This is a genomic window from Idiomarina sp. (genome assembly GCF_048265525.1).
Taxonomy (GTDB): domain Bacteria; phylum Pseudomonadota; class Gammaproteobacteria; order Enterobacterales; family Alteromonadaceae; genus Idiomarina.
On sequence record NZ_JBLXBI010000001.1, the window covers coordinates 1,072,083 to 1,086,764 of the forward strand.

Below are 14,682 nucleotides of genomic sequence, written 5' to 3' on the forward strand. Positions count from 1 at the left end.
GTTTAACTCAAGCTCAGAACGCCATTGCTTCACGCAATAAAAACCGCGAAAGCGCCATGCTATCGACTTGTACGTTCGGGTTTCCGTTGCGCACTTGTTTCGAGACCTGCTCAAAAATCGGCCACAGCAGTTCCTGTACCTGATCATTCGCGTCTTGCATTGACTGCAGGTCTTTCAATTTAAGCTGGTCAACATGCACACTTAAAATTGGCTCACCTTTATCAAATAAGTTAATGGTAACGTCTTCCATCAACCACTCATCAACCCGCCAATTTAAAGGCACCGAATTCACCTTTTGAACTTTAACACCACTCATTTGCTTTAGAAATTCATGCAAGTTTGAGCGCCCGGTATCGTAATATGCGACGGTTAATTGAGCTCCGGACATCTCAATTTTTGAAATATCCACACGGCTGCTGCCAAGCGCCTGCCAATCACCAGTTAGCATTAATTGCTTAGCCAGCAGAAGTTGATTTTCAGGCTCCGACAAGGCTTTAACCCGGGTCGCAAAACGAACATTATTTGCGGTCAGACCATCGGTTAACGAGTTAACCTCAAGTTCGCCTACTTCCAGGTCCGCATTTAACTGCTCCGAAGCCATTGTCTGTAACCCCTCTTTCATCGCATCAGACAGATTCTGAGCCGCAACTGAGAAGCTCAGCAGGGGTAAGAACAACCAAAAAGCCGCCCGCGTTATATTTGTAAATTTCATTGATGACCTCATTTAAATCGGCTCCAGTCGCAGGAATAAACCCAATAATCGCATAACCTTTGACTCTTTAAAGTAATTATTTGTTAATCTGAGGCAAGATTATAAAAACGGAGAACAATATTATGCGAAAGAGTCTCGCTTTAGTTGCCTCTTTATCTCTAATGGGCTGCTCAGTCATTTCTGCCCCCGTTATTGCAGAAGAAGCACCGAATAACCACAAGCGCATGCTGCCAGTCGACACCGAAGTCGTTACCGAACACAGCGTAGAAATTAATGGCGAAACTGTGGATTACACAGCCACCGCCGGTACTCAGCCAGTGTGGGATGATGAAGGTAATCCGACCGCATCACTATTTTACACCTATTATGAACGTCAGGACGTTGATAACCGCGAATCTCGTCCGGTTGTATACTCCTTTAACGGCGGTCCAGGTTCGGCATCGGTCTGGATGCATATTGCTTACACCGGTCCAAAAGTGCTAAACCTGAGCGACGAAGGTTACCCAGTTCAGCCTTATGGCGTGCAGGACAACCCGCACTCCATTCTCGATGTTGCTGACATTGTCTTTATTAACCCGGTTAACACCGGCTATTCGCGCGTACTGCCAAATGAAGAAGGTGAAATGCCTTCGCGTGCAGAACAAAAAGAGAAATTCTTCGGCGTAAACTCCGACGTTAAATATCTGGCGGAGTGGATGAATACCTTTACCTCGCGCATGAATCGTTGGCAGTCACCTAAGTACTTAATTGGCGAAAGCTATGGTACAACACGGGTTTCAGGTCTTGCACTAGAACTGCAGAATAGCCAGTGGATGTACCTAAACGGCGTAATTCTGGTGTCACCAACCGATATTGGCATTGACCGTGACGGCCCCGTCAAGCAAGCGAACCAGTTACCTTACTTTGCGGCAGCCGCCTGGTATCACGACGCACTGCCAGAAGCTTTACAGAGTAAAGATTTAGACGAGTTATTACCTGAAGTGGAGCGTTTCACTTTGGATCAATACCTACCTGCATTAGCCAAAGGCGCCATGCTTACGGAAAGCGAGCGCGAGCAAATGGCAGAGCAAGTGGCGAAATACTCTGGGCTATCTAAGCAGGCAGTACTGGATAACAACCTGGCACCGAGCACCTGGTACTTCTGGAAGGAGTTACTGCGTGACCGTGACCGTACCATTGGCCGTTTAGACTCGCGCTACCTTGGACTTGATGAAAAGCGCGCTGGTGACCGTCCGGACTTTAACGCCGAACTGACTTCATGGTTACACTCGTTCACGCCAGCCATTAACTACTACCTGCGTGAAGAATTAAACTTTGTGACCGACATTAAATACAACATGTTTGGCCCAGTTCACCCGTGGGATCGTACGAACAACAACACCGGTAAGCAACTGCGCCAGGCCATGGCACAAAACCCTTACCTGAACGTGTTAGTACAGTCAGGTTACTTTGACGGTGCAACCAACTATTTCGACGCGAAGTACACAACCTGGCATTTGGATCCAAGTACTCAGATGACTGATCGCATTGACTTTAAAGGCTACCGTAGCGGTCATATGATGTATCTGCGTCGTGCTGACCTGGAGAAGGCGAATGATGATTTACGCGAGTTTATTCGTAAGTCTGATTCAAAAGGCAAACCGGCAGAATATAAATAGAAAGTATAAACTGAAAGAAAAACAACTATTGACAGACTTTCGCGCAAGCGTTAGTTTGTCAGCATTAAATTGAATTAAGAGAGCTATACAACTTATGTTTTTACGCACAACAACACAACATTGGTGGTGGCACTTCCCAAACGAGCGGGTGGTGTAGTTGTGCGTGTAACGTAAATAGCTTCACTTTGAGAAACCCGCTCCTTTGAGCGGGTTTTTTATTGCCGTTTCACTGGAGCAGGTTTGAACAACAACAAGAGAATACGAGGTCTGAGGTGAAAAACCTGACAACTGAACAAAACGGCAATTTAGAAACACTACGAGTGTCGCTGCCCTATCAGGCGGAGCCACTAAAAGTATTTCAGAATACTTGCAGCACACAAGGTGAACATTTACTGCTGGACTCAGCTGATATCGGCACCAAGCAACAAGTAAAGAGCTTGCTACTGATTGATGCGGCGTTACGAATTACCTGTAACGACCAGCAAGTCACTATTATTGCCCTAACCGATAACGGTGCTGTTCTGCTCAGCTGGATTGAAGAGCAGCTCAAAGATAGTGCCGCCATTGAAAGAACGCCTGAACAACTGAGGTTAACTTTCAGTGCAGCAAATCCACCGATTGACGAAGACTCCCGCTTACGTCAAATCAGTAACATGGAGCCGCTGCGAGTACTCCAACAAAAGCTCAATAAAGCCAACAAAACAGCAAAACAGCATCCGTTCTCGGTTTTCCTCGGTGGTGCTTTTGCCTATGACTTCGTCGCCAGCTACGAGCAACTACCGCAAGTTGATGAAGGCGAGAACAACTGCCCTGACTATGTCTTTTACCTGGCGGAGACCTTGCTAATTATTGATCACCAACAGCAAACCACTGAGCTGCTTGGCAGTGTATTCAGCGGTAAAGGCCACGACCAACGTTATCAAGCTATGAGCCAGCGTATAGGAGAACTGGCCGCACGTTGTCAGCTACCGGCAATAGAACCTCAGCCTCAAACGGTTGATGTACAAGTAACGGCCACGCCCTCAGCGGAAGAATTTGCACGCATTGTGACCCGGCTAAAAGAAAACATTGTCGCGGGTGACATTTTTCAGGTTGTGCCGTCCCGGCGTTTTAAAATGCCCTGCCCTGACCCGTTAGCCGCTTATCAGCAATTGAAAAAGAACAACCCCTCGCCCTATATGTTTTTTATGAGTCATCCGGACTTTTGTCTGTTCGGTGCTTCGCCTGAATCTGCATTGAAATACCAGCAGGACATCAATCAGGTAGAGCTTTATCCTATTGCCGGCACTCGCCCCCGCGGTAAGAGCGCCGACGGCAGTATTAACCCAGACCTCGACAGCCGCATGGAACTCGAGCTGCGCCTGGACCAAAAAGAACTGGCAGAACACTTAATGCTGGTTGATTTAGCCCGCAACGACTTAGCCCGTATTAGCGAAACTGGCACTCGCTACGTTGCCGATCTACTTCAGGTTGACCGCTATTCCCACGTCATGCACCTGGTGTCACGTGTGGTAGCAAAACTGCGGGACGATTGCGATGCCCTTCACGCTTACCGTGCCTGCATGAACATGGGGACTCTGGTTGGTGCGCCGAAGGTAAGCGCTGCAACGCTTATTCGTCAGGTTGAAAAGCAACGCCGCGGCAGCTACGGCGGCGCTGTTGGGTATCTGGCCGGGAATGGCGACATGGATACCTGTATTGTTATTCGCTCCGCTTTTGTTAAGAACAACGAAGCCATAGTGCAAGCCGGTGCTGGCGTGGTGCATGACTCAGACCCGACCAGTGAAGTAGCTGAAACCGAAAACAAAGCTAAGGCCGTTATCCTGGCAATTCAGCAGGCTCACACTTTATCTGACCAGGAGGCGCTATAATGACTCAGTCAGCTCGTATCGTACTGATAGATAACGTCGACTCGTTCTCTTACAACCTGGTGGATGAGTTGCGCCAGTTAGGCTTTCCGCTGGTCGTTTATCGTAACCAGCTGGCAGCAGCCGATGTGATTGAACAGCTGGAAAGTTACAGTGGCCCTCAATTGGTCTGCTTGTCACCCGGCCCCGGGCACCCGGCAAACGCCGGCAACCTGATGGAAGTGATCCAATACTGCAGTGGTCGCATACCCATGCTGGGTATTTGTCTGGGCTTTCAGGCGCTAATTGAACACGCCGGTGGCCGCGTGGATACCTGCGGTGAGATTGTTCATGGCAAAACCGCAAAAATAGACACCGTGCCACACCCGGTGTTTGTCAGCGCGACAGACAACAACCAATGCGTTGTGGCTCGTTACCACTCGCTTAGCGGTTATGACCTGCCCTCTGCAGTGAGCATAATTGCTAGCTTGGATGGCCCTGACGGCAGTATTCCTATGGCTGCTGAATTCTTCGGTAAAGAAGAAAACAACACCAATGCCATTGGTTTTCAGTTTCACCCTGAATCGCTTCTAACGCCAAAGGGAAAGCAATTACTTAGCAACAGTATTCAGTATTTATTAACAGGAGCAAAGCCATGAAAGCCCTACAAACTCTGATGTCTGGTGAGGCTCTGACACAAGATCAAACCCGTGAGTTTTTCCAGCGCTTAATTAAAGGCGAGCTCAATGATATTCAGGTATCCGCCGCACTTATCGCCATGAAGATGCGAGGCGAAACGCCCGCTGAATTAGCTGGCGCCGCGGAAGCTATATTATCCGCAGCGAAGCCATTTTTACGTCCCGACACCACGGTCATTGACAGTTGCGGCACCGGCGGCGATGGCAGCAACACCATCAATATTTCTACGACAGCGGCTTTAGTTGCCGCCAGTATGGGTCTGGCTGTGGCCAAACATGGTAATCGAAGTGTGTCTTCACGTTCAGGATCCGCCGATGTACTCGAAGCGCTCAAACTTCGCGTCAACCTGGACCCGTCGGATGCCTCGACTCAGCTGGCCGACAATGGTTTTTGCTTCTTATTTGCCCCGCATTATCACCCGGGTATTAAGCATGCGATGCCGGTAAGACAAACACTGAAAACACGCACCTTATTCAACTTGATAGGTCCTTTAGTTAACCCCGCGCGCCCCGATGCTCAACTGCTTGGCGTTTATAGTGAGGAATGGGTAAGGCCAATGGCTGAAACCCTGCAACGACTGGGGGTTAAACGTGCTATGGTCGTGCACGGAAGCGGGCTGGATGAACTGGCTCTGCACGGGCCAACCCGGGTTATTGAATTACGCGACGGCAAACTTACTGATTACCAGATGACACCAGATGATTTCGGTGTGCCGACAGCTCCTCTGAGCGAACTGAAAGGCGGCGACGCTGACTTTAACGCCCGTATTCTGGAAGACATTCTGGCCGGAGGCGGCAGCCCGGCTCAGCGCCACTCGGTTGCAATGAACGTTGCCGCTTTGCTTTATTTAAGTGGACAATACAACAACATGAAAGCCGCAACCGCAGCAACGCTGGAACATTTAGATACCGGTCAGCCACTCTTGCATTTACGCCGCGTACAAGATGCTCAGGAGACCTATCATGTCTGACACCATTCGTTTAGAAAAGAACGTGCTGAAAACGATCGTTGAGCGCAAGGTTGAGCAGAACAAAGCTCAGGCTGAGCTGATGCCGTTAGCGGAAATTCACTCTCAACTTAGACCCAGTGACCGCAGCTTATATAAAGCGTTAAGTGGTGAACAGGCAGGCTTTATTCTGGAGTGTAAAAAAGCTTCTCCATCAAAAGGTTTAATTCGTGCTGACTTTGACGCGCCGCAGCTGGCAAAAAGCTACCAGCCGTATGCCGCGGCTATTTCCGTATTAACCGAGCCAGAGTTTTTTCAGGGCCGGTTGGATTATCTGACCGCAGTACGCCAGCAAGTGACTCAGCCGGTATTGTGCAAAGACTTTTTTATCGACGAAGAGCAAGTTTACCGCGCCCGCTACTTTGGTGCGGACGCTATTTTGCTTATGTTATCAGTACTGGATGATACGCAATATATTGCCCTTCGCGATATTGCCAAATCGCTCGCGATGGATGTACTCACCGAAGTTGCCAACGAAGAAGAAATGAAACGTGCGGCAAAACTGGATGCGAATATCATTGGAATTAACCACCGCGACTTAACAGACTTGAGCATTGAGCCGAACCGCAGTGCGCAGTTAGCTCCGCTGGCTCCCCCAAATGCTCTACTCATTGCAGAGTCAGGTTTTGCTGAGCACGCCGACATTCGCCGGGTTGCCCCTTTTGTTAATGGCTTTCTTATCGGCAGCGCATTGAGCTCTAAACCTGACGTTGATTTAGCCTGTCGAAAACTGCTTTATGGACAAAATAAAGTTTGCGGTCTGACTCGCGCTGAAGATGCCATAAACGCACGTTCTCAGGGTGCGGTATTCGGCGGGCTGATATTTGTTGAGCGTTCACCTCGTTGTGTGACACTAAAGCAGGCAAAGCAAATAACAACTGAAGCAAACGGGCTTGAGTATGTTGGTGTTTTTGCTGATCAACCATTAGAGAGCCTTATCGACACGGCTAAAAACGTCGGGCTCTCTGCTATTCAACTGCACGGCCATGAAGATATCGACTATGTTGTTCAATTACGTCAGCAATTGCGTCAGGCCAATCTGGAAGCAGTAAAAATATGGAAAGCATTAGCTATTGAAAGCCCGGCACAGTTGCCGGACCTTCCGGTTGATGCCTTTGTTCTGGATAACCGCGGTGGCGGCAGCGGCAAGGCTTTTAACTGGGAGTTGCTGAAACCATTAAGTACTGAAGAACGTCAACGCTGTCTGCTAGCAGGAGGCATTGGCCCTGAAAGCATCACCAGTGCAATTGAATTAGGCTTTGCCGGAGTGGACATTAACTCTCGAGCCGAATGGAAACCCGGCATTAAAAATAGCCACAAAGTAGCTCAAACATTCACGAAAATCCGCCATTATGGTCGTTTTTCAGAAAAACATCTTTTAAATAAGAATACCCAACAGGAGGCTGTATGAGTCAGTCATTACCCGCTTATTTTGGCGATTTCGGCGGCCAGTTCGTTCCTGAGATCTTACTACCCGCATTAGAGCAGCTGGAGCAGGCATTTATTGAGGCGCAGCAGGACGAGGAATTTCAGGCTGAGTTTCGCGGATTACTGAAAAACTACTTAGGTAGACCGACACCACTGAGTTTGTGCCGTAACCTACCGCTGAACAGCCCTAATAAAACCAAAATTTACCTTAAACGTGAAGACTTACTTCATGGCGGCGCCCACAAAACCAATCAGGTTCTTGGCCAAGCGTTACTGGCTAAGCGCATGGGAAAAACACGCATTATTGCTGAAACGGGTGCCGGACAGCATGGCACCGCAACAGCCCTTGCCTGCGCTTTGCTGGACCTGGAATGCATTATTTATATGGGCAAAAAAGACGTTGAGCGCCAGCAGCCCAATGTTTTCCGTATGGAATTAATGGGCGCGAAAGTGGTACCTGTAGATACCGGCAGCGGTACGCTAAAAGATGCGGTCAACGAAGCTCTGCGTGACTGGACTGCAAGTTACCCCAACACCCATTACTTATTAGGGACAGCTGCAGGCGCACATCCCTTCCCGACTATAGTGCGTGAGTTTCACCGTATGATTGGCGAAGAAGCTAAAGCCCAGATTATTGAGCAAGCGGGTCGCTTACCGGACGAAGTTATTGCCTGTGTCGGCGGCGGTTCCAACGCTATTGGCATGTTCGCCGACTTTATCGACGAAGAAGGTGTTGCTCTAGTGGGTGTTGAGCCCGCAGGTAAGGGCGTGGAAACCAAGCAGCACGGTGCCACACTGGCTGCGGGTAAACCCGGTATTTTGCACGGTTGCCTGTCGTTTCTAATGCAGAACGACGAAGGACAAATTGAGGAGTCCTATTCAGTATCAGCCGGTCTGGACTACCCTGGCGTGGGCCCTCAACATGCGCATCTAAAAGCCATTGGTCGCGCGCGATACGAATCAGTAACCGATGAAGAAGCACTGGAAGCCTTTAAACTGCTCTCCCGTCATGAAGGTATTATTCCTGCGCTGGAACCTGCCCATGCGCTGGCTTACGCGCTCAAGCGGGCCGCTGAGCCGGACGCTCCGGAAATATTATTACTCAACTTATCCGGCCGCGGCGATAAAGACATTGACCACGTACGTCGTATTTTTAGTGCTCAGGAAAATGCTGAAGTTAGCGCGAAAGGAGAACAAAAATGAGCCGGTATGAAAGTTGTTTCGCACAATTAAAAACTAATAACCAGGGTGCCTTCGTTCCTTTTGTCACGCTTGGTGACCCAACTCCCGGGCAAAGTGTTGAAGTTATCAAGGCTCTTATTGATGGTGGCGCAGATGCGCTGGAACTCGGTCTGCCATTTTCAGATCCGGTTGCCGATGGCCCCATGATCCAGAGGGCAAATTTACGAGCCTTGGAGTCGGGAACAACTTTTAAGCATATTTTAGAGATTTTAAAAGAAGTTAGAGACTATTCACCGCAAATCCCCATAGGTTTATTGGTTTACGCAAACCTCATCTACGCGAAAGGTGTTCGCAACTTTTACCAACAAATGAAAGATGCTGGCGTAGATTCAGTACTTATTGCTGATGTTCCGACCAAAGAAGCCAAACGCTTCGCCGACATAGCCAAAGAAATTGGAATTGAAGCGGTGTTTATTGCGCCACCAGACGCCAGTGATGCGCTATTAATTGATATCGCGAAGCAATGTGCCGGCTATGTTTACCTACTGAGTCGCTCAGGGGTTACCGGCGCTGACACACAAATGCAGGCACCTGCGTCGGAACTGATTAATAAACTGAAAGAAGCCGGTGCACCGCCGACTTTGCTTGGGTTTGGTATATCGCAGCCTGAACATGTTCAGCGGGCGCTTGCAGCAGGTGCCGACGGTGCCATTAGTGGCTCGGCTGTGGTTGCGCTTATTGAGAAAAACCTCGACAATAACGCGCAGCAAGTAGCGGACTTAAAGGCTTTTGTAAAAGCTATGAAAGCCGCAACCCAATTGTCATAGAGTTGCCACCGGAGTAGTTAATGGCCCTGTTGTTAGAATATTTACCCATAATCGCCTTTTTTGTGTTTTACAAAGTAGCGGATATTTACGTCGCTACCGGGGTGCTTATGGCCGGTACTGTGTTACAAATTCTGACGCTGAAGCTACTTAAGCAGCCAATAACGACTCGTCATTGGGTAATACTGGCTGTAGTAATGGTATTTGGAGCAGTAACACTGTTATTGCACGACGACTGGTTCATTAAAATGAAAGTATCCGTCGTTTACGTGGCCATAGCACTAATGCTTTTAGGCGGCTTGATATGGAAAAAACGCAGTCCAATTCAGGCTATGATGGGTAAAGATATAAAGCTGCCAGATACGGCCTGGTTGCGCTTAACCTACGCCTGGATCGTATTCTGTCTGGCACTGGCAGCAGTAAACCTTTACATTGCGGAATTCTGGAGCCAGGAAGCATGGGTTAATTTTAAAGTCTTTGGCATACTTGGTATTTCACTCGTATTCACAATTGGTACCGGATTCTATATGTACCATCACGCCATTGATGAGGAGACCCAGGACTAATGTGGTTTGTTATTTTCGCAGAAGACCATGAGAATTCCCTCGAAGGTCGTAAGCAGGCGCGTCCTGCTCATCTTGAACGTTTAAAAGCGTTACAAAACGATGGCCGTCTGCTGGTAGCCGGCCCCTGCCCCGCTATTGCAGAGCTTGATCCGGGTGTGCTTGGTTTTACCGGCTCTGTCGTTATCGCCGAATTTGAGACTCTGGAAGAAGCAGAGCAATGGGCTAACGACGACCCTTACTGGCAAGCCGGTGTCTATAAAAAAGCAACGGTTAAGCCATTTAACGCCGTTTTACCGAACTAGTCAGGTTAATCAGTGACTATGCAGAGCGTCGAACTCACCGCCAATAATCGCTACCTGCACTGTGTCCGCTTTGAACCTGAAGCGAGCCCTAAGGCCACAATTGTTATAGCTGCGGCGTTAGGTGTGAAACAACGTTTTTACCAACCCATAGCCCTCTGGTTAAGCAAACAGGGCTACCGGGTCATTACCTTTGACTACTACGGTATTGGCCAGTCAGTTGATAAACCGCTGAAACAAATTAAGTCTGACATTATCGAATGGGCCGAGCTCGATATTACCGCCGTGATTGATTACGCGCAGTCCAGCCAAAGAGGTGAACCGCTCGTTTGGCTAGCGCACAGCCTGGGCGGGCAAATTGTCGCCATGGCACACAATAGCAGCAAAATTGACAAAATGGTCACCATAGCCAGTGGCACTGGATATTGGCTGAAAGCCAGCAAACAGGTTCGTTGGACATCGTGGTTACTCTGGTATTTTGCAGCTCCTATTAGCACACCCATTGCCGGTTATTTCCCGGGCAAACGTTTAAATATGGTCGGCGATATGCCAGGAGCAGCCATGAAGCAATGGAGTCGCTGGTGCCGCAGTAAGGACTACTTGTTCGATAACATCAGCACGGAACAGAAAGCCCGGTATAAAGAATTTTCGGCACCCATCAGCGCCTTTCATATTACTGACGACGAGTTGCTGCAACGCTCCAATATCGAAAACCTGCTCGCGCACTACCCTAACGCAGCCAAGGTATTGAAAGACCTGAATCCAGAAATGACCGAGAATAAAGGTATTGGTCACTTCAACTTTTTTCGGAGTCAATTCAAAGAATCTCTCTGGCGTAAAAACTTGCTAGAAGCATTACAGGTCAATTAAAGTCGTTATAGAATCAGCGTAATTGATAAGGACGCTTAGCAATGCACTACCAAATGGAACTGGCGTTATCCTTACTGGCAGCTCTGGCACTGGGCCTGATGATAGGCATTGAACGCGGCTGGAGCGACAGAGAAAGTGATGACGGCACGCGTGTTGCCGGTGTAAGAACCTTCAGCTTAATAGGTCTTAGCGGTGGTGTTTTTGCTATTTTAGCTCAACAGTGGGGCGTCTGGCTTATCGTTACCGGGTTCATAGTTGTTGCCATACTCATTGCATCGTCTTATATAAGTCATAGCAAGCTCTCCGATGACCCGGGTATTACCACCGAATTCTCGATGCTGCTGACTTTTGCGCTGGCAATTTGGGCAGCCTCCGGCGACCCGCTGCCGGCGCTCAGTTGCGGTGCGGTAGTGGTTGCGCTTCTTGGCCATAAAAAAAGCCTGCACAAATTGCTTAAGCGCATTTCACCAAAGACTTTTTACTCAGGTATCACCTTACTGCTGATATCTGTGGTTGTCCTGCCTTTGCTGCCAAATGAAGGGTACGGTCCCTGGCAGGCATTGAACCCCTACTGGCTATGGTGGATGGTCGTTTTAATTTCGGGTCTGTCTTTTATTGGCTACCTGTTTACCCAACTGTTGGGAGAGAGGCGCGGCACTTTAATCACCGCAATCGCCGGAGGCTTCGCATCATCCACCGCGGTTACCTTAACTATGGCTCGTTTTGCGAAAAAGAACTCTCAGAGCGTCATTTACGTCAGCGGCATGCTGCTCGCCTGTAGCATTATGTTCCCGCGTGTTCTTATTGAGGTCTTTGTGGTTAACCGTGAACTTTTACCATTATTGTGGCCGCCTACTCTTCTCATGTTCGCCGGGTTATTAGCTGTCATGGTACTCATGTACAGACAACAAAAACGCACGCCTCCGCCCGAAACCGGAGAGATAACCATCAGTAACCCACTGCAACTAACCACGGCTATCCAATTTGGTATTTTATTAGCGGTTATTTTGTTATTGGCGGAGGGGATGAAAAGCTGGTTTGGTGATGCCGGGATATACGGCCTTGCTATAATATCCGGTCTGATGGATGTTGACGCCATTACCCTGTCACTGTCACGCTCCGCTGAGGGCGAACTTTCGAGCCAGGTAGCCGCTATGGGAATTATCTTAGCCTGTGTCAGCAATACCCTGCTTAAAGGCGTTATGTTCGCTTCTGTCGCTGGCATTAAATTGCACTATCGTTACGCTGTTTACATGATTTTAAGCGTTATCCCGGGGTTGCTCTACGGCTTTTGGCAGTTTTAATCATCACTAACGCAGGACAACCACTATGAAATCAGTTCCTGACTGGATCGCACATCCGGATACACCTTATTTGCTCATCGATGAAGCTAAATTGAAGAGTAACATTCGGTATCTTAAACAACGGGTTGAGTCACTGGGAAGTCATTTACGCCCGCACTTGAAAACTCTGCGTACTCTGGAAGCGGCTGAATATCTACTCGATAATAAGAATGCTCCGGCCACGGTATCAACCTTAGCTGAGGCAGAGGCCTACGCTAAGGCAGGTTATACCGATTTACTTTATGCTGTTGGCATAGCACCGGCAAAGCTCAAGCGGGTAGCCGCACTAAGGCAGCAAGGTATTAACCTGCATATTCTGATAGACAATATAATACAGGCGCAGGCCGTTACCGATTTTTCTGAAAAGTTAGGGCAAGACTTTTCCGTTTTTATTGAAATAGACAGCGATGACCACCGTGGCGGCATTAAGCCTCAGGCTCCTGAACTAATCACTATTGCCAAAGCTTTAGGCTCACATTTCACCGGTTTAATGACCCATGCCGGTGGCTCATACGCCTGCAATACGGAACAAGGGTTAAAAAACTTCGCCAAACAAGAATGCGATGCCGTTCGAATTGCACGAGACAAACTGGAAACCGCCGGTATTAAGTGCGCTATAACCAGCGTTGGTTCAACGCCGACAGCTCATTTTGGCGAGGACTTTAGTGACATTGGTGAAGTCAGAGCCGGCGTTTATACCACTTTTGATCTGGTAATGAAAAACATTGGTGTATGCGACTTTTCTGATATAGCCATGTCGGTGGTCACCACAGTCATTGGCCACAACAAAGAGAAGAATTGGTTGCTAACCGACAGCGGCTGGATGGCCCTGTCCAGCGACCATGGAACGGCAACCCAGAGCCAGGACTTTGGCTATGGACAAGTATGCAAAATAGACGGTTCTGTTCTTGATGACCTTTGTATTAATAGTACTTCTCAAGAGCACGGCGTTATAGAGTTAAGCAACGCTTACCAATTAGAAGACTTTCCCGTTGGTCGTCAGCTACGTATTATGCCTAACCACGCCTGTGCCACGGCAGCTATGCATCCGGTTTACCATGTATTAATGAGTGATGGTTCGCATAACACCTGGCAACGCATTACTGGCTGGTAGTCCACTGCACAGCTTCTTAGCTGCCAGGTTACAAGCAAAAGGGAAAGCTACAAGCTTTCCCCTTCGTTTAAAATCACGATTTCAGCTGATGTTCCAACTTTCTCTGCCATATTTAAAAACCGAGTTAGTGCGGAGTGAGATGACAAGTCTCCCATTCCCCAGCTGGCGTTGCCGTAACCCCAGGGGATAAATACTTTGCAATTAAGATCAGCGGCTGCCGCCAGAGCATCTTCCGGAGTCAAGTGGACGTAGCGATACCATTCAGGCGACTCTTCACTGTAATAAGACGCTATCGGCAACAGACACACATCAATATCACCGTAACGCTTGTTTATTACTTTGAAGTGTTCTGAGTAGCCGGTATCTCCTGCGAAAAATAACGTCTTCCCCTTATTTTCGATTAACCAGGCACTCCAGGAGCCTTTATTGTTATCTTCGTAAATAAGTGGCACGAAAGTGCGGCTGCTAAAGTGGTGAGCAGGCACAGCGGTCACCAGGGACTCGCCTATTTTCTTCGAGGAGAACCAACCGAGTTCAGTTATATTCGCCCCAATGGATGGAAAGTGAGCGGCCACATTTAAAGGCACTAAGTACTCCGGTTCAACTCCTATGGTTTCAATATCACTCTTATTAAAATGATCGTAATGAAGATGGGAGTATAATACCGCATCAGTGACATCAATAAGCTCTGGATCTGGCTCCACATCCACTTCTCGCTGTTCACCCCCATCAAGTGAAAACAGCCAATTAATTGGCCAGTCAAAGTCATTAAATACCGGATCCGTTAAAAATGTTTCTCCGGTTGGGGTTTTAATAACAAAGGCTGCATGACCCAGCCATTTAACAGAGAAATCCGTCACTCCGTGGGAGGCTTTCTTATTTCCAGTGTACTGACACAATCCATCGCTACCACACTGAATATCGCTACGAGGCTTGTAGCAGTCTTGTTTACAGGTTAAAGGATAGCTCTTCTTACCCGCGTCCAGATTTTGAAAGCGCCCGGTTTTCTCATTAGTTGGCTGAGATTCGTTTTCTATTGTTGTTACAGAATTTGCGCTACAACCTGCTAATACCAGTGTTAGCAATGCCAAAGTATTTACTGATACTAAAGTCCTAAACATTGACACCGGCATC

The 14,682-nt window shown here is 48.4% G+C and carries 14 protein-coding genes and 1 other annotated feature; of the genes, 12 read left to right on the plus strand and 2 right to left on the minus strand.

What is annotated here, in order from left to right; genetic code table 11:
• Positions 1-13: 13 nt before the first annotated feature.
• A complete protein-coding gene (locus tag ACN0TF_RS05160; RefSeq protein WP_417441040.1) occupies positions 14-712 on the minus strand; it encodes a hypothetical protein in 699 nt (232 codons plus the stop codon).
• Positions 713-834: 122 nt separating this feature from the next.
• Here ACN0TF_RS05160 and ACN0TF_RS05165 point away from each other — a divergent pair, with 122 nt between their 5' ends.
• From ACN0TF_RS05165 to ACN0TF_RS05220, 12 genes are all read left to right on the plus strand, one after another.
• Positions 835-2,370 (plus strand): S10 family peptidase, encoded by a 1,536-nt coding sequence (locus ACN0TF_RS05165; RefSeq protein ID WP_417441041.1) that lies wholly within the window; start codon positions 835-837, stop codon positions 2,368-2,370.
• 115 nt (positions 2,371-2,485) lie between these two features.
• Positions 2,486-2,590 (plus strand) — a sequence feature (Trp leader region).
• Between the two features lie 52 nt (positions 2,591-2,642).
• A complete protein-coding gene (locus tag ACN0TF_RS05170; protein WP_417441042.1) occupies positions 2,643-4,241 on the plus strand; it encodes an anthranilate synthase component 1 in 1,599 nt (532 codons plus the stop codon).
• Positions 4,241-4,876, plus strand: coding sequence for an anthranilate synthase component II (locus ACN0TF_RS05175; protein WP_417441043.1), 636 nt, complete (start codon positions 4,241-4,243; stop codon positions 4,874-4,876). The genes ACN0TF_RS05170 and ACN0TF_RS05175 overlap by 1 nt, the downstream gene beginning before the upstream one ends.
• Positions 4,873-5,886, plus strand: a complete 1,014-nt coding sequence (gene trpD, locus ACN0TF_RS05180; RefSeq protein ID WP_417441044.1) for an anthranilate phosphoribosyltransferase — start codon at positions 4,873-4,875, stop codon at positions 5,884-5,886. Before ACN0TF_RS05175 ends, trpD begins: the two co-directional genes overlap by 4 nt.
• Positions 5,879-7,333, plus strand: a complete 1,455-nt coding sequence (trpCF, locus tag ACN0TF_RS05185; RefSeq protein ID WP_417441045.1) for a bifunctional indole-3-glycerol-phosphate synthase TrpC/phosphoribosylanthranilate isomerase TrpF — start codon at positions 5,879-5,881, stop codon at positions 7,331-7,333. The genes trpD and trpCF overlap by 8 nt, the downstream gene beginning before the upstream one ends.
• Positions 7,330-8,553, plus strand: coding sequence for a tryptophan synthase subunit beta (trpB, locus tag ACN0TF_RS05190; RefSeq protein ID WP_417441046.1), 1,224 nt, complete (start codon positions 7,330-7,332; stop codon positions 8,551-8,553). The genes trpCF and trpB overlap by 4 nt, the downstream gene beginning before the upstream one ends.
• On the plus strand, positions 8,550-9,359 hold the full coding sequence (trpA, locus tag ACN0TF_RS05195) for a tryptophan synthase subunit alpha (protein ID WP_417441047.1): 810 nt from the start codon (positions 8,550-8,552) through the stop codon (positions 9,357-9,359). The genes trpB and trpA overlap by 4 nt, the downstream gene beginning before the upstream one ends.
• A gap of 20 nt (positions 9,360-9,379) precedes the next feature.
• Complete coding sequence (gene ispZ, locus ACN0TF_RS05200) at positions 9,380-9,922, plus strand: septation protein IspZ (RefSeq protein WP_417441048.1); 543 nt, start codon at positions 9,380-9,382, stop codon at positions 9,920-9,922.
• Complete coding sequence (locus ACN0TF_RS05205; RefSeq protein ID WP_011234994.1) at positions 9,922-10,224, plus strand: YciI family protein; 303 nt, start codon at positions 9,922-9,924, stop codon at positions 10,222-10,224. The genes ispZ and ACN0TF_RS05205 overlap by 1 nt, the downstream gene beginning before the upstream one ends.
• Before the next feature lie 18 nt (positions 10,225-10,242).
• Positions 10,243-11,091, plus strand: coding sequence for an alpha/beta fold hydrolase (locus tag ACN0TF_RS05210; protein ID WP_417441049.1), 849 nt, complete (start codon positions 10,243-10,245; stop codon positions 11,089-11,091).
• 41 nt (positions 11,092-11,132) lie between these two features.
• A complete protein-coding gene (locus ACN0TF_RS05215) occupies positions 11,133-12,395 on the plus strand; it encodes an MgtC/SapB family protein (RefSeq protein ID WP_417441050.1) in 1,263 nt (420 codons plus the stop codon).
• Between the two features lie 25 nt (positions 12,396-12,420).
• Positions 12,421-13,548: a DSD1 family PLP-dependent enzyme gene (locus ACN0TF_RS05220; RefSeq protein WP_417441051.1), complete on the plus strand. Its 1,128-nt coding sequence runs from the start codon at positions 12,421-12,423 to the stop codon at positions 13,546-13,548.
• Positions 13,549-13,595: 47 nt separating this feature from the next.
• Here ACN0TF_RS05220 and ACN0TF_RS05225 read toward each other — a convergent pair whose 3' ends face one another.
• Entirely contained in the window at positions 13,596-14,669 is a 1,074-nt protein-coding gene (locus ACN0TF_RS05225; protein WP_417441052.1) for an MBL fold metallo-hydrolase, read from the minus strand.
• Positions 14,670-14,682: the final 13 nt, after the last annotated feature.